Source organism: Streptomyces sp. NPDC091292 (genome assembly GCF_044757265.1).
Classification (GTDB): domain Bacteria; phylum Actinomycetota; class Actinomycetes; order Streptomycetales; family Streptomycetaceae; genus Streptomyces.
In genome coordinates this window covers 441,337-461,024 of the sequence record NZ_JBIVUQ010000003.1, presented here as the reverse complement: position 1 = coordinate 461,024, position 19,688 = coordinate 441,337, and the positions used below count along the sequence as shown (strand labels likewise).

18 protein-coding genes and 2 tRNA genes are annotated in these 19,688 nt (G+C 70.5%); 9 read left to right on the top strand and 11 right to left on the bottom strand.

All coding sequences use genetic code 11. The features are described 5' to 3' along the window. Positions 1–67 precede the first annotated feature (67 nt). The gene (locus ACIQNU_RS13380; protein WP_401365327.1) at positions 68–391 is read left to right on the top strand and encodes a DMT family transporter; all 324 of its coding nucleotides are present in this window, start codon (positions 68–70) and stop codon (positions 389–391) included. Positions 392–422: 31 nt separating this feature from the next. Here the strand turns inward: ACIQNU_RS13380 and ACIQNU_RS13375 are convergent, their stop codons facing one another. Further along, a complete protein-coding gene (locus ACIQNU_RS13375; RefSeq protein WP_401365325.1) occupies positions 423–1,049 on the bottom strand; it encodes a TetR/AcrR family transcriptional regulator in 627 nt (208 codons plus the stop codon). Between the two features lie 208 nt (positions 1,050–1,257). Here ACIQNU_RS13375 and hisN point away from each other — a divergent pair, with 208 nt between their 5' ends. Together hisN and ACIQNU_RS13365 are read left to right on the top strand one after the other, a co-directional pair. Further along, positions 1,258–2,058 carry a histidinol-phosphatase gene (hisN, locus tag ACIQNU_RS13370; protein ID WP_401365322.1) on the top strand — a complete coding sequence of 267 codons (801 nt, stop codon included), beginning with the start codon at positions 1,258–1,260 and terminating at the stop codon, positions 2,056–2,058. 160 nt (positions 2,059–2,218) lie between these two features. Beyond that, positions 2,219–2,620: a cyclic nucleotide-binding/CBS domain-containing protein gene (locus ACIQNU_RS13365; RefSeq protein ID WP_401365319.1), complete on the top strand. Its 402-nt coding sequence runs from the start codon at positions 2,219–2,221 to the stop codon at positions 2,618–2,620. 75 nt (positions 2,621–2,695) lie between these two features. Here the strand turns inward: ACIQNU_RS13365 and ACIQNU_RS13360 are convergent, their stop codons facing one another. Beyond that, positions 2,696–4,201: a catalase gene (locus ACIQNU_RS13360; protein WP_401365316.1), complete on the bottom strand. Its 1,506-nt coding sequence runs from the start codon at positions 4,199–4,201 to the stop codon at positions 2,696–2,698. Between the two features lie 93 nt (positions 4,202–4,294). Between ACIQNU_RS13360 and ACIQNU_RS13355 the strand changes: the two genes are divergently transcribed. Then, positions 4,295–4,711 carry a Fur family transcriptional regulator gene (locus ACIQNU_RS13355; protein WP_401365313.1) on the top strand — a complete coding sequence of 139 codons (417 nt, stop codon included), beginning with the start codon at positions 4,295–4,297 and terminating at the stop codon, positions 4,709–4,711. A 76-nt stretch (positions 4,712–4,787) separates the two neighbouring features. Here the strand turns inward: ACIQNU_RS13355 and ACIQNU_RS13350 are convergent, their stop codons facing one another. Further along, positions 4,788–5,513 carry a TetR/AcrR family transcriptional regulator gene (locus tag ACIQNU_RS13350; protein WP_401365310.1) on the bottom strand — a complete coding sequence of 242 codons (726 nt, stop codon included), beginning with the start codon at positions 5,511–5,513 and terminating at the stop codon, positions 4,788–4,790. 181 nt (positions 5,514–5,694) lie between these two features. Between ACIQNU_RS13350 and ACIQNU_RS13345 the strand changes: the two genes are divergently transcribed. The 4 genes from ACIQNU_RS13345 (at position 5,695) to ACIQNU_RS13330 (ending at position 10,333) form a co-directional block, all read left to right on the top strand. Next, entirely contained in the window at positions 5,695–7,149 is a 1,455-nt protein-coding gene (locus ACIQNU_RS13345) for a serine hydrolase domain-containing protein (RefSeq protein ID WP_401365307.1), read from the top strand. 318 nt (positions 7,150–7,467) lie between these two features. After that, entirely contained in the window at positions 7,468–8,268 is an 801-nt protein-coding gene (locus tag ACIQNU_RS13340; RefSeq protein ID WP_401365638.1) for an ABC transporter ATP-binding protein, read from the top strand. After that, positions 8,265–9,164 carry an ABC transporter permease gene (locus ACIQNU_RS13335; protein ID WP_401365304.1) on the top strand — a complete coding sequence of 300 codons (900 nt, stop codon included), beginning with the start codon at positions 8,265–8,267 and terminating at the stop codon, positions 9,162–9,164. The genes ACIQNU_RS13340 and ACIQNU_RS13335 overlap by 4 nt, the downstream gene beginning before the upstream one ends. A 20-nt stretch (positions 9,165–9,184) precedes the next feature. Beyond that, positions 9,185–10,333, top strand: coding sequence for an ABC transporter substrate-binding protein (locus ACIQNU_RS13330; protein WP_401365301.1), 1,149 nt, complete (start codon positions 9,185–9,187; stop codon positions 10,331–10,333). 69 nt (positions 10,334–10,402) lie between these two features. Here the strand turns inward: ACIQNU_RS13330 and ACIQNU_RS13325 are convergent. From ACIQNU_RS13325 to ACIQNU_RS13310, 4 genes are all read right to left on the bottom strand, one after another. Continuing rightward, a tRNA-Met gene (locus ACIQNU_RS13325) sits at positions 10,403–10,476 on the bottom strand. 79 nt (positions 10,477–10,555) lie between these two features. After that, complete coding sequence (locus tag ACIQNU_RS13320; protein WP_401365298.1) at positions 10,556–12,361, bottom strand: sel1 repeat family protein; 1,806 nt, start codon at positions 12,359–12,361, stop codon at positions 10,556–10,558. Between the two features lie 180 nt (positions 12,362–12,541). After that, a tRNA-Met gene (locus tag ACIQNU_RS13315) sits at positions 12,542–12,618 on the bottom strand. A 43-nt stretch (positions 12,619–12,661) separates the two neighbouring features. Then, the gene (locus tag ACIQNU_RS13310; RefSeq protein WP_401365636.1) at positions 12,662–15,694 is read right to left on the bottom strand and encodes a UPF0182 family protein; all 3,033 of its coding nucleotides are present in this window, start codon (positions 15,692–15,694) and stop codon (positions 12,662–12,664) included. A 134-nt stretch (positions 15,695–15,828) separates the two neighbouring features. Between ACIQNU_RS13310 and ACIQNU_RS13305 the strand changes: the two genes are divergently transcribed. Next, a complete protein-coding gene (locus ACIQNU_RS13305; RefSeq protein WP_401365295.1) occupies positions 15,829–16,431 on the top strand; it encodes a PPA1309 family protein in 603 nt (200 codons plus the stop codon). Positions 16,432–16,477: 46 nt separating this feature from the next. On the opposite strand, the gene ACIQNU_RS13300 is transcribed toward ACIQNU_RS13305, so the two are convergent. From ACIQNU_RS13300 to ACIQNU_RS13285, 4 genes are all read right to left on the bottom strand, one after another. Continuing rightward, positions 16,478–17,566 carry a PDZ domain-containing protein gene (locus ACIQNU_RS13300; protein ID WP_401365292.1) on the bottom strand — a complete coding sequence of 363 codons (1,089 nt, stop codon included), beginning with the start codon at positions 17,564–17,566 and terminating at the stop codon, positions 16,478–16,480. Between the two features lie 74 nt (positions 17,567–17,640). Beyond that, entirely contained in the window at positions 17,641–17,811 is a 171-nt protein-coding gene (locus tag ACIQNU_RS13295) for a hypothetical protein (RefSeq protein ID WP_401365289.1), read from the bottom strand. 121 nt (positions 17,812–17,932) lie between these two features. Continuing rightward, on the bottom strand, positions 17,933–18,394 hold the full coding sequence (locus ACIQNU_RS13290; protein WP_401365286.1) for a molybdenum cofactor biosynthesis protein MoaE: 462 nt from the start codon (positions 18,392–18,394) through the stop codon (positions 17,933–17,935). 139 nt (positions 18,395–18,533) lie between these two features. Then, the gene (locus ACIQNU_RS13285; RefSeq protein ID WP_401365284.1) at positions 18,534–19,646 is read right to left on the bottom strand and encodes an SDR family oxidoreductase; all 1,113 of its coding nucleotides are present in this window, start codon (positions 19,644–19,646) and stop codon (positions 18,534–18,536) included. Positions 19,647–19,688 lie beyond the last annotated feature (42 nt).

Below are 19,688 nucleotides of genomic sequence, written 5' to 3'. Positions count from 1 at the left end.
GTACCAAAGCGCGCACCAAGCCGGGACGAAGTGGCCACGGGACGTGGGGACTCGGGAGGACATTCACATGGCGTGGCTGCTGGTCATCGTGGCCGGGATTCTGGAGACGGGATTCGCGGTCTGTCTGAAGCTGTCGCACGGCTTCACACGGCTGTGGCCGACGGTCGCGTTCGCGTCGTTCGCCCTCGGCAGCTTCGGTCTGCTGACGCTCGCGCTGAAGCGCCTGGACGTCGGCCCCGCGTACGCGGTGTGGACGGGCATCGGCGCGGCGGGCACCGCGATCTACGGGATGATCTTCCTCGGCGACCTGGTGTCGACCCTGAAGATCGTGTCGATCTCGTTCGTCATCATCGGCGTGGTCGGCCTGCAACTGTCCGGCTCGGCGCACTGACCCGACCGAACTGCCCCCCGACCCGTACGGCTCACGCCCTGGGTGACGCCGTGAGGTTCGGCAGCGCGGCCAGGGTCTCCCGTACGAGCGCGGCCACTCCCCCGGCGCCGACGGGCGCGAGGATGCTCGACAGGGCCAGGCGCAGGGCGAGTTCGGCGCGCCGGGCGAGGTCCGTGGCGTGCGAGCGGGGGGTGCCGGGAGCCATCAGCGCGCCGACCGCCTGGTCGCGGACCAGGGTGAGCAGATCGGCGGGCGAGGGCAGCGGCCCGTCGGCGCGGCGCTGGGCGGGGATGGCGACGGACGACGGTACGGCGGTGAGGACCGGCGTCGGCAGCCGCTCGCTCCACAGTCCGGTGAGCGCCGCGCGGATCAGCGGATTGCTGCGGGCGGCGGTCACGGTCCACTCGGCGACGGCGGCGAGCCGTTCCCGGGGTTCGGGGTGGCCTCTGAGGGCGCGCTCGGCGCCCAGCAGGTAGCTGTCGATCTCGCGGCGGACCAGCGCGCGGGCCAGCCCTTCCTTGCTGCCGAACTCGTTGTAGAGGGTCTGCCGGGAGACCCCGGCGACGGCGGCCACGTCGACCATCCGCACGGCGGACCACGGGCGGCGGGCCAGCGCCGTGAAGGCCGCGTCCAGCAACGACTCCCGCGCCAAAGGCATCGTCGCCTCCCCTGCCGAACGGCCCCGGTGCCATCCCGCTGCCAGAGTTGACGCGGGCATCGGCACTGTCAAGGCCCGCCGCAGGACATTCCCCCGAGTGCCGGAGCGCGTCAGGGGGCGTTCCGGGGGTCCGGGGAGGCGTCCGGGGAGGCATCCGCGGCGCGAGACCCCGTGGCCCGTGCGGCGAGCGGATGGATACTGTTCGCCCATGCCCGACTATCACGATGACCTGCGTCTCGCCCATGTCCTCGCCGACGCCGCGGACGCCGTCACGATGGACCGGTTCAAGGCGCTCGACCTCAAGGTCGAGACCAAGCCGGACATGACGCCGGTGAGTGAGGCGGACAAGGCGGCCGAGGAGCTGATCCGGGGCCAGTTGCAGCGGGCACGGCCACGGGACGCCGTCCTGGGCGAGGAGTACGGGATCGAGGGCACGGGTCCCCGGCGCTGGGTGATCGACCCGATCGACGGCACGAAGAACTACGTACGCGGAGTGCCCGTGTGGGCCACGCTGATCTCCCTGATGGAGGCCGGCGAGGGCGGCTACCAGCCGGTGGTCGGTCTGGTGTCGGCGCCCGCGCTCGGTCGCCGCTGGTGGGCCGCGCTGGACCGCGGGGCGTTCACCGGGCGCAGTCTGACGTCCGCGTCCCGGCTGCGGGTCTCGAAGGTGCCCCTGCTGTCCGACGCGTCGTTCGCGTACTCGTCGCTGACCGGCTGGGAGGAGCAGGGCCGCCTCGACGGGTTCCTCGATCTGACCCGTGCGGTGTGGCGGACGCGGGGTTACGGGGATTTCTGGCCGTACATGATGGTCGCCGAGGGATCGATCGACCTGTGCGCCGAGCCGGAACTCTCGCTGTGGGACATGGCGGCGAACGCGATCATCGTGACGGAGGCCGGCGGCACCTTCACGGGCCTGGACGGCCGCCCGGGTCCCCACAGCGGCAACGCGGTGGCGTCGAACGGGCTGATGCACGACGAGGCGCTGGGTTATCTCAACGAGCGCTACTGAGCGCTACTGAGTACTACCGACCCGGCCCGCGGCATTTGTCACCGCAGGTTACTTATTCCCCCCACCCCTTGACCCCTTGTTGACTCGCGCTTGGGCTGTCACTCTGGAACTCCCCTCACTTGTGAACTTGTGAAACCCTCACCGGGAGGTGGCTCCGACCATGCTCGTCCGCGACGCCATGAGCACGGTGGTCCTCACCATCGGCCCCGCACACACACTCCGCCAGGCCGCCCGCCTGATGGCGGCCCGCCGTATCGGCGCGGCCGTCGTCCTCGACCCCGACGCCGGTGGACTAGGCATCCTCACCGAGCGCGACATCCTGAACTCGCTGGGCACCGGACAGAGCCCCGACGAGGAGACCGCCCACGCCCACACCACGACCGACGTCGTCTTCGCCGCGCCCTCCTGGACGCTGGACGAGGCCGCCCGCGCGATGACCCACGGCGGCTTCCGGCACCTCATCGTCATGGACCACGGCGAGCCCATCGGCATCGTCTCGGTCCGCGACATCATCCGCTGCTGGGCACCCGCCCGGCGTCCGACCCCGACGCTGGTCGGCTGAGGACGGAGGCCGGTACGGCGACGGCGCCCGCGCAAGAAGGATCCGCGAGGGCGCCGTACCGCGCACGGGGGTGTGTCAGGCGCGCAGGGCCTGCACCGCCGCCTCCAGCCGCTTGCCGAAGTCGCCGTCCGCCTGGCGGAAGTTGGCGACGGCACGCTCGGCGATCTCGTCGCGCGAGACCTGCGCGATGAACCCGGCGAGGTTGTCGATCAAGCGGGACTTCTCGTCGTCCGACATCAGCCGGTAGAGGTCGCCGGCCTGCACGAAGTCGTTGTCCTCGGGGTGGCTCGGCGCCTCGTGGTTACCGGTGGCGCCGGATACCGCCGACTCCACCCAGAGCGGGCGGTCCGTCTGGGCGGGGCCGCCGAAGCTGTTCGGCTCGTAGTTCTTCGCACCCTTGTGCCGGCCGTCGTACAGGTTGCCGTCGCGCCCGTAGGTGCGCGCTTCGGTGGCGTGCGGCCGGTTCACCGGCAGGTGGTCGGCGTTGATGCCCACGCGGTACCGGTGGGCGTCCCCGTACGCGAAGAGGCGGCCCTGGAGCATCTTGTCCGGCGAGGGTCCGATGCCCGGCACGAAGTGGGCGGGGCTGAAGATGGACTGCTCGACCTCGGCGAAGATGTTCTCCGGGTTGCGGTTCAGCTCCAGCCTGCCGATCTCGATCGGCGGGTAGTCCGCGTGCGGCCAGACCTTGGTCAGGTCGAACGGGTTGAAGCGGTAGGCCGCCGCGTCGGCCGCCGGCATGATCTGCACCTGCACGGTCCAGGACGGGAAGTCACCGCGCTCGATGGACTCGCGCAGATCGCGCTGGTGCGAGTCCGGGTCCTCGCCCGCGAGCACCGCGGCCTCGGCCGACGTCAGGTTCTTGATGCCCTGGTCGGTCTTGAAGTGGTACTTGACCCAGAAGACCTCTCCGGCCTCGTTGTTCCACTGGTACGTGTGCGAGCCGTACCCGTTCATGTGGCGCAGCGTCGCCGGGATGCCGCGGTCGCCGAACAGCCAGGTCACCTGATGGGTGCTCTCGGGGCTCAGCCCCCAGAAGTCCCATACGTTGTCGGCCTCCTGGGAGCCCGTGTACGGGTCGCGCTTCTGCGTGTGGATGAAGTCGGGGAACTTGATGCCGTCCTTGATGAAGAACACCGGCGTGTTGTTCCCGACGAGGTCGTAGTTGCCGTCCTCGGTGTAGAACTTCAGCGCGAAACCGCGCGGGTCGCGCACGGCGTCGGCCGAGCCGAGGCTGCCCGCGACGGTGGAGAACCGGAGGAAGGTCTCGGTCTGCTTGCCCACCTCCGAGAGGAACCGGGCGCGCGTCCACCGGGACACGTCCCGGGTCACCGTGAAGGTGCCGTACGCACCCGCACCGCGCGCGTGGACGATGCGCTCCGGAATGCGTTCACGGTTGAAGTGCGCCAGCTTCTCCAGCAGCGCCTGGTCCTGCAGCAGTACGGGGCCGCCGACGCCGGCGGTCTCGCTGTTCTGGTTGTCGGCGACCGGAGCGCCGGCCTCCGTGGTGAGCGGTCCCTGCGACGTCACGTGCGCCTCCTGCGTCCTGTCGGGCAAGCCCTGTCCCTTGCCCAAGGTCATACCTGATCCTACGATGGACAATGTCTAAGTCAAGTGAAGGTCCAAAGTCACACCCGTTCGGGATCTAGTTTCCCGGCTGTTAGGCTGGTTCGTATGAGTGACCTGTTGGAACGACTGCGCGGACGCGGATGGCGGATGACCGCGCAGCGCCGCGTGGTGGCCGAGGTGCTCGACGGCGACCACGTCCATCTGACGGCCGACGAGGTGCACGCGCGCGCCGTGGCCAAGCTGCCCGAGATCTCCCGGGCCACCGTCTACAACACGCTCGGTGAGCTGGTCTCGCTGGGCGAGGTGCTGGAAGTCGCGACGGACAAGCGCGCGAAGCGCTATGACCCGAACGCCCATCGCCCGCACCATCACCTGGTCTGCGCGCGCTGCGGCGCCATCAGGGACGTCCACCCGGGCGGCAACCCGCTGGCCGACCTCCCCGACTCGGAGCGCTTCGGCTTCACGGTCTCGGACGTCGAAATGACCTATAAGGGCCTCTGCCCCAACTGCGCCGGCGCCTAGGGTCTCCGTTCAGATCAGGCGATTCAGGCCCTTCAGGCCCTCCAGGGTCGGCCGCAGGCTTGAGGGCCGGCCGGGCTCAGGCGTCGAGCCGGGCCGCCAGGCCGTCCAGGACCCGGTCGAGCCCATAGCGGAAGTCGTCATCGCGAATCTGGCGCGGGTCCACGTCCTGCTGGGCCGAGGTTCCCTCGCGCAACTCCGGGTGCTCGCGCGACGCCTCGTCGAAGGCCGGACGCAGGCCCGCCACCCACTCCCGCTCGGTCCGGCCACTGCGGGCGATCAGCGAGAGATACGCGGCCTCGGCGGTCGCGATCCCGATGACGTACGCGGTGAGCGTCCCCACGGCCTGGTCCCGCTCCCCCGCCGGGAAGCCCGCTTCCTCGAACTGCGCGAGCAGCCCCAACGACATCCGCAGGGCGTTCGGACCGATGTGGACAAGGCCGACCTGGCCGAGCTGGGGGGCGATCCAGGGGTGGCGCAGGGCCATCGCCCGCAGCTCGGTGGCGGTACGGGTGACGGCCGCGCGCCACTCGGTGCGGCCGGTGACGACCGGTAGGTCCAGTTCGCCGTAGACGTCGTCCACGACCAGCTCGATCAGCTCGTCCTTGTTGGCGACATGACGGTAGAGCGAGGTCGCGGCGGCGTCCAGATGGGTGCCGAGCTTGCGCATGCTGAGCGCCTCGACGCCCTCCGCGTCCAGCAACTCGATGGCGGCGGCCACGATCTGCTCCCGGGTCAGATGCTCCCGCTGCCGGGGGCGCGGCCGGGTCCACACCGATCCGGCCGGCTTCCTGTCGGCTGACATCGATCCCTCGTCCCTGCTCGCCATCGCCACGCGTCCCGCCACTCGTCCCGTCCGGCCCCGCCCACGATAGCGCACGCCGTACGCTCTTGCGTACACCGTTCCCTCATGCGTACAGTGTTCGCATCGAGAGAACGCCGTACGCATCGAGTACGGATCGGATACGCCTCGGGTGGGAGCAGACATGTCGAAGAACGTCAGCTGGGACGAGCAGGGCAACTGGGATGACAGGGGCGCGTGGGGAAGCCATGGTTCGGCGGGCCAGTTCGTGGACCTCGCCCACTGGCAGGCCCGCCTCGACGCTCTGCGCGCCCGCCACCAGGTCCCGGCCGCGTCGCTCGCGGTCCTCGCCGACGGGACGGTCCACGAACTGGCCAGTGGCGTCCTGCATCGTGGTACGGGCGTGGAGGCGACGACCGACTCGGTCTTCCAGATGGGCTCGATCGCGAAGGTCTACACCGCGACCCTGGTCATGCGGCTCGCCGAATCGGGCGCACTGGACCTGGACGCACCGGTCCTGGCCGTCCTGCCGGAGTTCTCGGTCGCCGATCCGGAGGCCACCAAGGCGATCACCATACGTCAACTGCTCAGCCACACCAGCGGCTTGACCTGCGACTTCACCCACGACAGCGGGCGCGGCGACGACTGTCTCGCCAAGTATGTCGAGGCCGCGAAGGACGTGGCGCTCGACTGCCCGCCGGGCACCGCGCTCTCGTACAGCAGCGTCGGGTACAACGTGCTCGGCCGGATCGTCGAGGTGGTGACCGGCAAGGTCTGGGACGAGGCGCTGAAGGACCTCCTCCTCACTCCGCTCGGCGTCACGCACACGATGACGCTGCCCGAGGAGGCGCTGCGGTTCCGTGCGGCGATGGGACACCTGGGCGAGGCGGGCCAGGATCCGGACCCGGCGCCGTCCTGGGATCTGATGCCACGGTCGGCGGGCCCCTACGGCCGGGTCATCGCCACGGCCGGCGACGTCGTACGGCTCGCGGGGATGCACCTCAACGGCGGTGTGGCGCAGGACGGCACCCGTGTGCTGTCCGAGGAGACGGTCGCCCGAATGCAGCGGCGCGTGGTCGACTCACCCGACAAGTGGACGGTCAGCGCGGACGGCTGGGGTCTCGGCTGGACCCTCTACGACTGGGACGGCGTGCGGGGGTACGGGCACGACGGCGCGTCGATCGGGCAGTACGGCTATCTGCGCGTGGTGCCGTCGGCAGGCGTCGCGATCGCGCTGCTCACCAACGGCGGCGGTGCGCGTGAGCTGTACGCGGCGCTGTACCGGGAACTGCTCGCCGAGCTGGCCGGCGTGACGATGCCGGAGCCCTTCACCCCGCCGACCCCCACGCCGGCCGTCGACTTCGCGCCGCTGGTCGGCACGTACCGCCGCGAGGGCGTGGTCATCACGGTGACCGAGCGGGACGGCGCGGGACACGCGGTGTACGAGTTCGTCGACGGCATGAAGGACTTCTCGGCGCCCCTGGAGATCGAGCTGATACCGGTGACGGAGACGGTCTTCGCCGGTACGGGGGTGGGCGCGGCGTTCAGCGAGGACTACATGCCGGTGGTCTTCTCGACGCTGCCCGACGGCACGGGGTGCGTGTACATCGGCATGCGCTGCGGCCCGAAGGCCAAGTAGGCCGCAAGGCCATCCGGGTGGCATGGCGATCCGGGCCGCATGGCGTTACGGGTGCGAAGGTCATGCGGTCCCCGCGCGACCCCTTCCCGAATCTGACGGTTCGTCATATCGTCGGGCCCGCCCACCCCCCGTACCGCCCTCCGCCAAGGAGAACCCGTGGGAGACCCGCACCCGATACCCACAACTCCACCCACCACCCGACCGGCCACCCAGCCCTCCACCCGACCGGCCACCCCGGCCACGACCCCAGCCACCGCCCCGCCCACGACCCCGACCACCACTCCACCCACCACCCCACCCAAACTCCACGCCAGGAACCTGGCCCGCACCTTCGGCCGGGGCCCCACCGCCGTGCCGGCCCTGGGACCTCTCGATCTGTCCGTCGCCCCCGGCGAGTTCACCTGTGTCGTCGGCCCGTCCGGCTGCGGCAAGTCCACCCTCCTGAGGATCGCCGCGGGGCTTCTGCGCCCCACCGCCGGCGAGTTGGAGATCCGGACGGACTCACCGCGCCCGGCCGCGATGATCTTCCAGGACTACGGGATCTACGACTGGAAGACGGTCCTGGCCAATGTCCGCTTCGGCCTCGACATCCAGCGCGTACCGCGCCGCGAGGCGAACGCGCGGGCGAGCGACTGGCTGTCCCGCATGGGCCTGGCCGACTTCGCGGGCGCCTATCCGGCCACGCTCTCCGGCGGGATGCGCCAGCGCGTGGCCATCGCCCGCGCGCTCGCCGTGGAACCCGAGATCCTGCTCATGGACGAGCCGTTCGCCGCCCTGGACGCCCAGCTCCGCACGATCCTCCAGGACGAACTCCTCGACCTCACCCAGACGACCCGTACGACGACCCTGTTCATCACGCACAGCCTCGAAGAGGCGATCGTCCTCGGCGACCGCGTGCTCGTCATGTCGGCCAGACCCGGTCGCATCATCGCCGAGCGCCACCCGCCGTTCGCCCGCCCCCGCACCGGCGAGGTCCGGGCCGCGCCGGAGTTCACCGCGCTCAAGAGCGAGCTGTGGGAGCTGCTGCGCGGCGAGGTCCGGGGCGCGACCCGCACGGAGGCCCGTGCGGAGGCCCGTGCGGAGGCCCGTGCGGAGGCGGCCGAGGGGGTGCCCGCATGAGCACGGATCTGCGCAAGGAGCCCACCGCCGCGGCGGACGACGCCGCCGCCCCCGCCTCCGAGAAGATCCTGGTCCGCCGCCCCGGCCCCCGCGAACTCCATCCCGTACGCACCCACCGCAGACGCCGCGCCCTGGAGCTGTCCCTCGCGGTCGCCGTTCCGCTGGTCCTGGTCCTGCTGTGGCAACTCGCCGCCGCCCAGGGCTGGATCGACGACCGGGTGTATCCGGCGCCCAGCACGATCCTCGCCGACGGCTGGGACCGCGCGGGCGACGGCGCCCTGTGGCCGGACGTGTGGGCGACCCTGAAACGCGTCCTGGCGGGCTACGCCATCGGCACGGTCGCGGGCTATGCCCTGGGCCTGCTGATGGGCTCCCTCTCCCTCGTACGGGCCGCCCTGGAGCCGCTGCTCGACGCCCTGTACGTGGTGCCGAAGCTGGCGCTGCTGCCCGTGTTCCTGAACATGTTCGGGCTCGGCGAGGGTCCGCAGGTCGCGCTGGTCGCGGCCACGGTCTTCTTCTTCGTGTGGATCTCCACGATGGCCGCGGTGATCGCGGTGCCGGAGGGCCACCGGGACGCGGGCCAGGTCTTCGGCGCGTCCCCGTGGCAGATGTTCCGCCATGTGCTGCTGCCCGCGTCGCTGCCGTCCGTCCTGGTCGGGGCGCGCATCGCGGCCGGTGTCGCGGTCCTCGTCATCGTCGCGTCGGAGCAGATCGCGGCGACGAACGGCCTGGGCCATCTGATCTTCGACTCGCGCGCCCTCTTCCAGAACGACGTCATGTTCGTCGGCATCGTCTGTGTCGCCGTCCTGGGCGTGCTCTTCTCCGAACTGGTGCGGATCCTCGGCCGGTTGCTCACCCCGTGGGCTCCGCGCGACCGCGGACGCGGCCAGTCATGAACCGTCGGTACGGAGGCGGAATGCGTACACGTATGTCCCCGCGTCATCACACCACCGTGCTCGGCCTGCTGACGGCGGGCGCCCTGCTCGCGTCGGCGGGCTGCGCGCAGCAGGACGACCCGGCGCCGGTCTCGGCGAAGCCGCGTACGGTCCAGGACGTGGCCGGCTGCGCGAAGGGCTGGACGGATCCGGCGGATCTCGCGCCGGACCGCGCGCCCGCCCGCTGCGAGAAGGGCGCTCCCGCCCCGAAGCCCCTGGCGGAGAAGAAGAAGCTGACGATCGTCGCCGGGACGCTCAGCGCCGAGTACGTGGCGCCGCTGGTGGTCGCCGCCGAGAAGGGTGAGTTCGAGAAGGAGAACCTGGACGTCACCCTGAAGGTGCTGCCGACACCGGACGCGCTGCCCCTGCTGGCCAAGGGGGAGATCGACGCGCAGTGGGCGGCGCCGGAGGCGGCCGTCATGAACGGCGTCAACGGCGGCTTCGACATCAAGTGGGTGAGCGGGAACTTCTCGCCCGACCCGGCATCGAAGAGCGGCCTGTGGGTGCGGCTGAAGAAGGGCGAGAGCGCGGACCATGTGCCGATGTCGGGCCGCAGGATGGGCACGATGATCGGCAAGGGCTCGGTCATCGCGTATCCGATGGACACGGCCCTGAAGAAGCACGGCGGCGGCCTCGACAAGGTCCAGTTCCAGCAGCTGGGTTCGGCGGACGTCCTCACGGCGCTCCAGAACGGCGGCGTGGACTCGGCGTGGCTCCTCGACCCGGTGTGGCGCAAGGTCGACGGCGACCCGGCGTACGCCTTCCTCGGCGGTCAGCCGCTCGGCGAGCCGCTGGGCGGCCTGCTGTTCGGCCCGAGCCTGCTGCACGACGACGTGGACGCGGGCGTGGCGCTGCTGCGCGCGTACATCCGGACCGTGAACACGTATTTCGCGGGCGACTACAAGAAAGACCCCTCGTTCGTCGCCGACCTGGCGAAGCTCCTCAAGACGGACGAGGCGGTACTGAAGTCGACGCCGTCGCTCCGGATGGACTGGGAGATCCGCGCGGGTTCGACGGACCGGCTCCAGGACGCGTACCGCGCGGCGGGCGTGTCGGAAGGGGATCCGGTTCCGGAGAAGAAGGCCGTGGACCGGGCTCTGTACGAGGAGGCGGTCGGCCACAAAGGGTGACGACGGCGAGTGACGACGAACAGTGACGACGAAGGCCCGGAAGCTGAGCTTCCGGGCCTTTGCCTTCAGTAGCGGGGACAGGATTTGAACCTGCGACCTCTGGGTTATGAGCCCAGCGAGCTACCGAGCTGCTCCACCCCGCGTCGGTGAACACGACCCTACGTGACGAGGAAGCGAGGAGCAAATCAATAACCCGCCCACCTACAGCCGGCCCCGCACACCTCAGGCGGACAGCTCCTCCCGCAAGGCATCCCGCAACTTCGCGGCCCGCTCCGCAACCTCGGCCGGCCCGAGCGAAACGGCAAGATCGGCCCACCGCTTCCCCTCGGCCAGCTCCCCCCGCCGCGCGTAGAGCAGCGCCAGCCTCAGCCCGGCCCGCCCATGCCCCCCGTCGGCGGCCCGCTTCCACCACACCGCGGCCTCCGGCTCACTCCCCTCCCGGGCCAGCAGCAGCCCAAGATTGAACGCGCCGTTCCGGCTGCCGGCCTCCGCCGCCTTCCGGTACCACCCGGCGGCCTCGACCACGTCCCCGCGCGCGGCGGCGAGCATGCCGACGCGCACCTGGGCACGCCGGTGCCCCTGCTGCGCGGCCCGCTCGTACCACTCCTCGCACTCGGTCTTGTCGGTCGCGGGCTCCCCCAGCTCGTGCGCGGGCGCGGGCGGGCGCCGCGCGTCGAGCACGGTCGCGAGCCGGTACGCGGCCTCCGCGCTGCCCCCGCCGGCGGCGCACCGCAGATGCCGCTCGGCGGCCTGCTCCTCGCCGTCCCGCAGCCGCGCGATGCCGACCTGGAGGGCGGCCTCGGTGTGCCCGGCCGCCGCGGCCCGCTCGTACCACCGCAGCGCGCCACGGTGGTCGTCGCGGCTCGCGCAGAGGATGCCGAGGTTGAAGGCGGCGTCCACGCTGCCGGATTCGGCGGCCTTGGAGAACCACGGCTCGGCGCCCGCCGCGTCGCCGACCTGGAGCAGCAGCACGGCGAGCGCGTTGGCGGCCTCGCGGTGGCCCGCGTAGGCGGCGCGCCGGTACCACTGGTCGGCCTGCGCGGTGCGGCCCTGCTGGGCGCAGAGCAGCCCGAGGTTGTACGCGCCGTTGACGTCGCCCGCGTCCATGGCGGCGCGGTACCAGCGCTCGGCGGTCTGCGTCTCGCCGCGCTCGGCGTGCAGGGCGCCGAGGGCGTTGGCGGCGTTGCCGTCGCCCTCCTGGGCGGCCCTGAGCCACCACACGGCGGCGCTCTCCTGGTCGCCGGCGTCCCGCAGCAGGAACCCGAGGGCGCACGCGGCGCGCGCCTCGCCGTCCTTGGCGGACGTGAGGTACCAGCGGCCGGCCTCCTTCAGCTCGCCGCGCTTCTCCAGGATCGCGCCGAGGTGCAGCGCGGCCCGCCGGTGGCCGCGTGCGGCGGCCTGGCGGTACCACTGCGTGGCCTCCTCGGCGGTCTCCGTGCCGTCGTCGTCACCGCGCGTGTCGGCGCGCGCCGCGTCGGCCTTGTGGTCGAGGGCGCGGGCAAGGCGGTACGCGGCCTCGCGGTGGCCGCGCTCGGCGGCGGCGCGCATCCACGGCGCCGCGCTCGCGTCCCCGCGGTGCTCCAGGAGGTCGGCGAGGGCGTACGCGCCGAGGGCGTGGCCCTGCTCGGCGGACTGGCGCAGCCAGTACTCGGCGGCGGGCTCGTCGCCGCGCTCGCGGTGGTGGCGGCCCAGGGCGTGCGCGGCGGCGGCGGAACCGGCGACGGCGGCGATACGCCACCAGCCTGCCGCCTCGTCCGCGTAGCCGCGCTGGTGGAGGAGGACGCCGAGGTTGTTGGCGGCGGCGCGGTCGCCGGACGCGGTGGCGGCGCGCAGCTGAGGCTCGGCTCCGTCGAGATCACCGCGGCGCAGCAGCATCGCCCCGAGCACGCTCATCGCTTCGACGTCGCCCGCCTCGGCGGCGACGCGGTGGCGCACTTCGTCCGCGGCCGTCCCGGTTTCGTCCCGGTCGGCCGACTGCACAAACCGCCCTGTCTCCAACAGAGTTGCCTTGTCCCCCATAACGTCCATCGTCGCACCACCCGCAACCTGGGTACACCTGGTATACCGCAGCCAGTGAGGTCACTTCAGCGTTTTGTCGACATGCCCACAGAGAGATAAGTCAAACACAGATTTCCCAACTCTGGCCGTGCGGCGCACTGTTCGCACACGACGAAGGCCCGGAAGCTTGGCTTCCGGGCCTTCGTCTTTTGGTAGCGGGGACAGGATTTGAACCTGCGACCTCTGGGTTATGAGCCCAGCGAGCTACCGAGCTGCTCCACCCCGCGTCGTTGTTCGGCAACCGTACCACGACGCGGGGTGGGCCTCTGATCAGCCGCTACCGCTGCTGTCCCCGCCGCTGCCCCCGCCCTCGCCGACGGCTCTGCCGGGACTCTTGTACGCGGCGTTGTCGGCGTTGTTGTCGGCGTTGTTGTCCGCGCTGTCCGCGTTCTTGTCCGCCGCCTTGTCGCCGCTCTTGTCGGTGGAGTTGGCCTTGGACTGGGCCTCCTCCGCGCGCTTGAGGGCGTCCTGGAGCTTGTCCTGGGCCTCGCCGTACGCCTGCCAGTCGCCCTTCTTCATGGCGGCCTGACCGTCGTCGAACGCCTTCTGGGCGTCGTCCAGCGCCTCTTGCACGGTCGGGTTGTCGGAGGTCGGCGGCGGTGGCGGGTTCGTCCCGGTGTCACCCTCGCCCGGTGGCACCGCCGGAGTCTCCTTCTCGGCCCCGAATACCACGTTCAGCGCCTTCTCCAGCGTGTCCTCGAAGGCCGTCTTGCCCGCGTAGGTGACCAACACCTTGCGCAGCAAGGGGTACTTGAGTCCACCACCGCGTACGTAGACGGGTTCCGCGTAGAGCAGCTCTCCGTCGAGGGGCACGGTCAGCAGGTTGCCGTACTCGACTTCCGAGTCACCACCACGCAGCAGCCGGATCTTCTCGGCGATGGTCTCGTTGGAGTTGAACTTGCTCTGCACCTGTTTGGGTCCGTCGATGGTCTCGGCGGACGGCATCTTCAATATGTCGATCTTGCCGTAGTCGGAGGTTCCCGCTTCGGCGTTGACCGCCATGAAGGCGCTCAGGTTGTCACGGCCGTTCGGTGTGAACGTCGTCGTCAGAGAGAACGCCTGCGCCGAGTCTCCGGGCATCCGCATGCTGAGGTAGTACGGCGGGACCGCGTTGCCCGACTTGTTCGTCGGGTCGTCCGGGACCTGCCACACCTCGCTGCCGCTGAGGAACGTCTGCGCGTCCTTCACGTGGTAGCGGGTCAGCAGCTCGCGCTGGACCTTGAACAGGTCCTGCGGGTACCGGAGGTGGTCCATCAGATCCTTGGAGATCTCACCCTTCGGCTTCACCGTGTCCGGGAACGCCTTCATCCAGGTCTTGAGGACCGGGTCCTTGGTGTCCCACTGGTAGAGGCTGACCTCACCGGTGTACGCGTCGACGGTCGCCTTCACCGAGTTGCGGATGTAGTTGACCTGGTTCTGCTGGGCCACCACCGCGCGCTGGTTGTTCGCCGCGGTCAGCGAGTCGGCGGTGGTGTCGCCGAGCGTCGTCCGCGATGCGTACGGATAGCCGTTGGTGGTGGTGTATGCGTCGACGATCCACTGGATCTTGCCGTTGACGACCGCCGGATAGGCGTCGCCGTCGATCGTCAGCCAGGGGGCGACGGCCTCGACGCGCTCCTTGGGTGTGCGGTTGTAGAGGATCCGGGAACCCTCGCCGATCGCTCCCGAGTAGAGGATCTGCGGCTCGCTGAACGCCACCGCGTAGGCGGCGCGGTTGATCGGGTTGGAGAGGTTGACGCCGCTGTCGCCCTTGTAGCTGGTGGTCTTCTCACCGCTGTCGTCGGCGTAGTCGATCTCCTTCTGCGGGCCGCCGACGATCGAGTACTGCGAGGTCTTCTCGCCGTAGTAGATCCGCTGCTCGTAGGAGCCGAGGGAGCCCTTGGACGGCAGGTCCGACTCGGTGAAGACGGGACCGCCCTGGCTGTCGGCGTCGGTGCCCTTGGACGCGACCACGCCGTACCCGTGGGTGTAGCGGAAGTGGTCGTTGATCCAGTTGTTCTTCGGGATGCCCTGGAGGTTCAGCTCCCGCAGACCGATGACCGTGTCCTGGGGCTTGCCGGTGACCGGGTCCTTGTAGCGGTCGACGTCCAGGTTCGACGGGAAGGCGTAGTAGTTCCGCATCTGCTGGAGCTGCTGGAACGTCGGCGAGACCACGTTCGGGTCGATCAGGCGGATGCTCGCCGCCTCGTCGGCGTCCGCGCGCAGCTTGGTCTTGTCGTCCGTGCTGCTCTTGCCCGGGTACTCGCTGACCTGCGTCGAGTCGATCCCGTACGCCTCGCGTGTGGCCTTGAGGTTCTTCTCGACGTACGGGGCTTCCTTGGCCTGCTCGTTCGGCTGGACCTGGAACTTCTGGACGATCGCCGGGTACAGACCGCCGATCAGGATCGCCGAGAGCACCATCAGGCCGAAGCCGATGACGGGCAGCTGCCAGGTTCGCCGCCACAGCGTGGCGAAGAACAGCACCGCGCAGATCACCGCGATGCAGAAAAGGATCGTCTTCGCGGGCAGATACGCGTTGGCGTCGACGTACCGCAGGCCCGTCCAGTTGCCCGTCGCCTTGAAGTCGCTGGACTTCACCGCCAGGCCGTACCGGTCGAGCCAGTACGCGACGGCCTTGAGGGCGACGAACAGGCCGAGCAGCACCGACAGATGTCCGGTGGCGGCGGCCGTGGCGCGCGCCCCCGGGCTGGTGATGCGCAGCCCGCCGTACAGGTAGTGCGTGAGCGCGGCGGCGATCAGCGAGAGAACCGCCGCGGCGAAGCCGAAGCCGAGCAGGAAGCGGTACCAGGGCAGATCGAAGGCGTAGAACGAGACGTCCAGGCCGAACTGCGGGTCCTTCTCGCCGAAGGGCACGCCGTTCACCCACATCAGCCAGGTGCGCCACTGGCCGGCCGCGGAGGCGCCCGCGATCAGTCCGACCAGCGCCGTGACGGCGAGCAGGATCCACTTCTTGTAGGGCGCGACGCCCATGCGGTACCGGTCGAGGTTCTGCTGCTCCATCGACATGGCGCTCAGGGGCGGGCGCAGCCGGTGGGCCAGCCAGACGTTCACGCCGACGGCGACCGCCATGAGCAGCCCGAAGACGAAGAACAGACCGACCTTGGTCCACAGAGTCGTCGTGAAGACGGACGAGTACTTGACCGACCGATACCAGAGCCAATCGGTCCAGAACCCCGCGAACATGACGAACGCCATGGCCAGTACGGCCAGGACGCCCAGGGTCATGAGCAGGGTGCGGACACGCCGGGACGGTCGGCCCACTCTCATCCGTGGCCCCGTCGGGCCTCCGCCGCGGTCCGGCATCTGGAAAGCCAAGGTGCGCACCTCGAAGTCGCTGTAGGTCTCTGGGCCCCGCGAACGCCGGGCCACACCTATGCAACTTACTGATGCTTTACTCGGTTCCCGATTCCGGGGGTGAACGAGGCAGGATTGTGACCATGTCGAACCCTGCAACTCCCTCCCCGTCGTCCACCCCGTCGTCTTCGTCCGGTACGCCGTCGTCCGGTACGCCCGTGGCGGCGGGCCCGCTGACCCGTGCCGTGCTGGAGATCGACGAGTACGTCGCCGGGCTCGGGTGGGACCAGCCCGCCCGCCTCTTCGCGCTCGTCGACACCGTCCGGCTGCGCTCGCAGGAGCCCGGTCTCGCGGACCGGCTCGGCCTCGGCGACGATGCGCCGGGCGGCGCCCTCACCCCGATCGAGCAGGAGGAACTTCCGGCGGGCAGCCCGCTGGACGAGTTCCTGGGCACGATCGCCTGGCCCGACTCCGTGGCGGGCTGTGCGCTCTCCGTGGAGCGGCTGATGCTGCCGCCGTCGGCGGAGGCGTCCGTTCCGGACGGTCTGGACGACCGTCAGCTGGCGAAGTGGGTCGCGGAGCACCCGGACCGCCAGGAGGTACGGATGACGGTCGCGGTACTGCGTGACGGCGCCCGCGAGTCGGCGCTGCGGCTGCGCGAGAAGGACGCGGCGACCGATGTGCTCACGGGGGCGGATCTGGTGCCGGGTCTCGCGGAGGCACTGACGGCGACGTTCGCCGACTAGGGCAGGCGCCAGAACGGGCGTTCGCGAACCGGAATTGACCGGTTTGTCAGCTCTTGGTGCACTTGGGCAGTTGGTCCGTCTTGCCGGTGCGGATGTCCTGGAGGGCGTTGGTCGCGTCGGCGATGGTGCCGACCTTGACGAGCGTGAGGCCCTTGGGGACGTCGCGTGCGGCGGCGGCGCAGTTGTCCTTGGGCGTGAGGAAGTACTGGGCGCCCTTGTCGCGCGCGCCGACGGTCTTCATCTCGATGCCGCCGATCGGGCCGACCGTGCCGTCGTCGTCGATGGTGCCGGTGCCGGCGACGAACTTGCCGCCGGTGAGGTCCTCGGGGCTCAGCTTGTCGACGATGCCGAGCGCGAACATGAGACCGGCGCTCGGTCCGCCCACGTCGGCGAGCTTGATGTCGATGGTGAACGGGAAGGTGTGGTCGGTCCCGGCCTGGATGCCGACGATGGCGCGGTCCTCGTCGTCGGCCTTCTGTGTGGTGATCGTGATGTCCTCGGTCCGGGTGGGCTCCTTGCCGGCCTTCTCGGCGGCGGTGGCGTCCTTCACGGGGACGACGGTGAACACGACGTTCTCGCCCGGCTTGTGCTTGGTCACGAGCTTGGCGACGTCGGTGGGGTCCTTCACGGCCGTACCGTCGACGCTTTTGATGATGTCTCCGGCGTGCAGCTTGCCCTGGGCGGGGCTGCCCTTGATGACGGTGGAGACGATCACCCAGGACTTGACGGGGATGTCCAGCTCCTTGAGCGCGGCGACCTTGGCGCTCTCCTGGGACTGGCTGAACTCCTCGGCGTTCTCCTGGTTGGACTGCTGTTCCGTCTTCCCGTTCGGGTAGAGCGTCTCGTGCGGCACCACGATGTTGTCGTGGGCGAGCCAGCCGTAGACGGCCTCGGCGATGTTCATCCGGTAGTCCGCGCTGGTGACGCGGACGGTGGTCATGTTGAGGTGACCGCTCGTCGGATACGTCTTGTGTCCGGAGATCTGGAGCACCGGCTCGCCGTCGTGGTCGCCGAGGGTGTTCACGGTCGGCCCCGGGGACATCTCCGAGTAGGGCACGGTGATGAACACTCCCGCGCACAGCAGCGCGATCAGCAGCAGTGTGGAGGCGAGCATCGTCGCGGTGCGGCGTGGCATGGAACGACAGTACGGGACATGCCTGTGCTCGCACTCCCGGGGCGCCCGTGCGGTACACGCGCGCGGGGACGCGGTCAGGCCACGTCGGAGTGGGACTGCTGCTTCTCCATGGCCTCACGGAAGCGTTCGTATCCCGCTAGTTCGGGACCGTCCCCGGTCCTGCGGTTCCGTGTGGCCCAACTGCCCCAGAGACCCGCGCCGAGCGCGGCGAGCAGCGGGATCAGCAACCAGGCGAGCGCCGCCATGTCGACCTCCCAACCCGGTGAGCGACATCAACTGACTGATCAGCAGATTAACCATTCGCGCTGTCAACGCTCACGCGCGGGGTGCGGTTACGCAACCGGAGGGCGGGACCCGGTCGGCCGGTCAGCAGGCGCCTACCCATTCGTCGGTGCCGTCGGAGAACATCTGGTGCTTCCAGATCGGCACCTCGTGCTTGAGGTCGTCGATGAGCTTGCGGCACGCGGCGAAGGCTTCCGCGCGGTGCGGGCAGGACACGGCGACGACCACGGCGAGGTCACCCACGGCCAGGTCGCCGACCCGGTGGACGGCCGCCAGCGCGCGTACGGGGTATTCGGCGACGACCTTCTCGGCGACGCGGCGCATCTCCGCCTCGGCCGAGGGGTGCGAGGAGTAGCCGAGCGCGTCGACGTCACTGCCGCCGTCGTGGTTGCGCACGGTGCCGACGAACAGGGCGATTCCGCCTGCTGCCGGGTCGCCGACCACGCGGAACACCTCGTCGAGGGAGAGCGGACTCTCGCGTACGGCGATCAGCCGAACGGGGTCCTGCGCCGTCTGCTCACCGGGGTGGTCCTGGGTGCCTGCCATAGGCCCATCGTGCCGCACGGAGTCCGCCCAGCGGAATACGGCTTTCACCCGGCACGCGCGCGTACCGCTTGGAGCGTCCTACATGCGCGGGCTCGGCGGGCTCCCGGGCGCGACGGGCCCGGCTCCGGCGACGGTGGCGTCAGATCCGGCGCCGGGCCTTCCGGGCCCGCCGTACCAGGGCCGCCGTGCCGAGCAGTGCGACGGTCGCGCCCGCGGCGCCCGCGGCGGTGGCGTCCTTGCGGCCGAGGCGGCGACCGGCGACGGTGTGCCGTCCTGCGACCTCTTCGAGGAGTTCCGCGAGGACCTCCTCGTTGGTCCACCGCGGGCGCCATCCGGCGTCGTGCAGCCGGCTCACGCTGACCACCCAGGGGTACATCGTGTACGCGAGGTCGCCCGCCGGGGACGGTGTGAGCCCGATCCGGTGCAGGCGCGCGGCGGCGCCCAGGGCGACGGCCGACGGCATCTCCATCCGCCGGATGCCGCTCAGCTCCTCGACCTCCTCCTGTTCGAGCCAGCCGTCGCAGCCGACGGCCAGCTCCCCGTCGACCTTCTCCAGGACGGCGTACTCCAGGGCGCTGCACAGGTCCTCGACGTGGCAGAACTGCCAGGCGGGCCGGGAGCCGGCGACGACGAGCAGCCGGGGCGACTCGAAGTAGCGGGTGAGCGCGGTGTCGGTGCCGCCGACGAGGACGGCGGGGCGGACGACGGTGACGTTGAGGCCGGGGTGCGCGCGGGGCGCACGGCGCGCGAGGCGTTCGATCTCCAGCAGGTCGCCGACGCCGGTGGCCTCGGCGGTGGCCCGCAGTTCGGCGTCCTCGGACAGCGGCAGCTCGTTGTCGGCGAGCGCGCCGTAGACCATCGCGGACGTGCACAGGACGACCCGGTGGACGCCGGCCGCCGCAGCGGCGGTGAGGACGGTCTGCGCGCCACGCACGTTGTACGCGGTGCGGGCGACCGCGTCGGTCTCCAGGTCGAGGTCGAGCGCGAGATGCACGACGACGTCCGCGCCGCGCAGCTTCTCGGCGATGGCCGGGTCGCGGACGTCCAGGACGTGCCACTGGGCGGCGGCGCACTCGCCGCGCCGCTCGTCGATGGCGACGACCTGCTTGATCTCCTCGCTCGCCGCGAGCCGCTCGACCAGCAGCGCGCCGACTCCGGACGCGGCGCCGGTCACCGCGACGACGGGCCCGCGCGAGGGAAGGCCGGTTGCGTGGTTTCGCGCTGCGCGAACCTGTGGATCTGGGGAACTCACCGGGCGTCTCCAGCGGTTGTCTTCAGTACGTACGGCGCAGAA

What these genes read in the sequence shown, in the direction of transcription:
- hisN (WP_401365322.1), top strand. Translation starts at nt 1,258, where the DNA reads ATGCCCGACTATCACGATGACCTGCGTCTCGCCCATGTCCTCGCCGAC.
- ACIQNU_RS13350 (WP_401365310.1), bottom strand. Translation starts at nt 5,513, where the DNA reads ATGTCAGCCGACAGGAAGCCGGCCGGATCGGTGTGGACCCGGCCGCGC.
- ACIQNU_RS13345 (WP_401365307.1), top strand. Translation starts at nt 5,695, where the DNA reads ATGTCGAAGAACGTCAGCTGGGACGAGCAGGGCAACTGGGATGACAGG.
- ACIQNU_RS13365 (WP_401365319.1), top strand. Translation starts at nt 2,219, where the DNA reads ATGCTCGTCCGCGACGCCATGAGCACGGTGGTCCTCACCATCGGCCCC.
- ACIQNU_RS13310 (WP_401365636.1), bottom strand. Translation starts at nt 15,694, where the DNA reads ATGCCGGACCGCGGCGGAGGCCCGACGGGGCCACGGATGAGAGTGGGC.
- ACIQNU_RS13375 (WP_401365325.1), bottom strand. Translation starts at nt 1,049, where the DNA reads ATGCCTTTGGCGCGGGAGTCGTTGCTGGACGCGGCCTTCACGGCGCTG.
- ACIQNU_RS13355 (WP_401365313.1), top strand. Translation starts at nt 4,295, where the DNA reads ATGAGTGACCTGTTGGAACGACTGCGCGGACGCGGATGGCGGATGACC.
- ACIQNU_RS13295 (WP_401365289.1), bottom strand. Translation starts at nt 17,811, where the DNA reads ATGGCGGCGCTCGCCTGGTTGCTGATCCCGCTGCTCGCCGCGCTCGGC.
- ACIQNU_RS13360 (WP_401365316.1), bottom strand. Translation starts at nt 4,201, where the DNA reads ATGACCTTGGGCAAGGGACAGGGCTTGCCCGACAGGACGCAGGAGGCG.
- ACIQNU_RS13290 (WP_401365286.1), bottom strand. Translation starts at nt 18,394, where the DNA reads ATGGCAGGCACCCAGGACCACCCCGGTGAGCAGACGGCGCAGGACCCC.
- ACIQNU_RS13380 (WP_401365327.1), top strand. Translation starts at nt 68, where the DNA reads ATGGCGTGGCTGCTGGTCATCGTGGCCGGGATTCTGGAGACGGGATTC.
- ACIQNU_RS13320 (WP_401365298.1), bottom strand. Translation starts at nt 12,361, where the DNA reads ATGGACGTTATGGGGGACAAGGCAACTCTGTTGGAGACAGGGCGGTTT.
- ACIQNU_RS13300 (WP_401365292.1), bottom strand. Translation starts at nt 17,566, where the DNA reads ATGCCACGCCGCACCGCGACGATGCTCGCCTCCACACTGCTGCTGATC.
- ACIQNU_RS13335 (WP_401365304.1), top strand. Translation starts at nt 8,265, where the DNA reads ATGAGCACGGATCTGCGCAAGGAGCCCACCGCCGCGGCGGACGACGCC.
- ACIQNU_RS13330 (WP_401365301.1), top strand. Translation starts at nt 9,185, where the DNA reads ATGCGTACACGTATGTCCCCGCGTCATCACACCACCGTGCTCGGCCTG.
- ACIQNU_RS13305 (WP_401365295.1), top strand. Translation starts at nt 15,829, where the DNA reads ATGTCGAACCCTGCAACTCCCTCCCCGTCGTCCACCCCGTCGTCTTCG.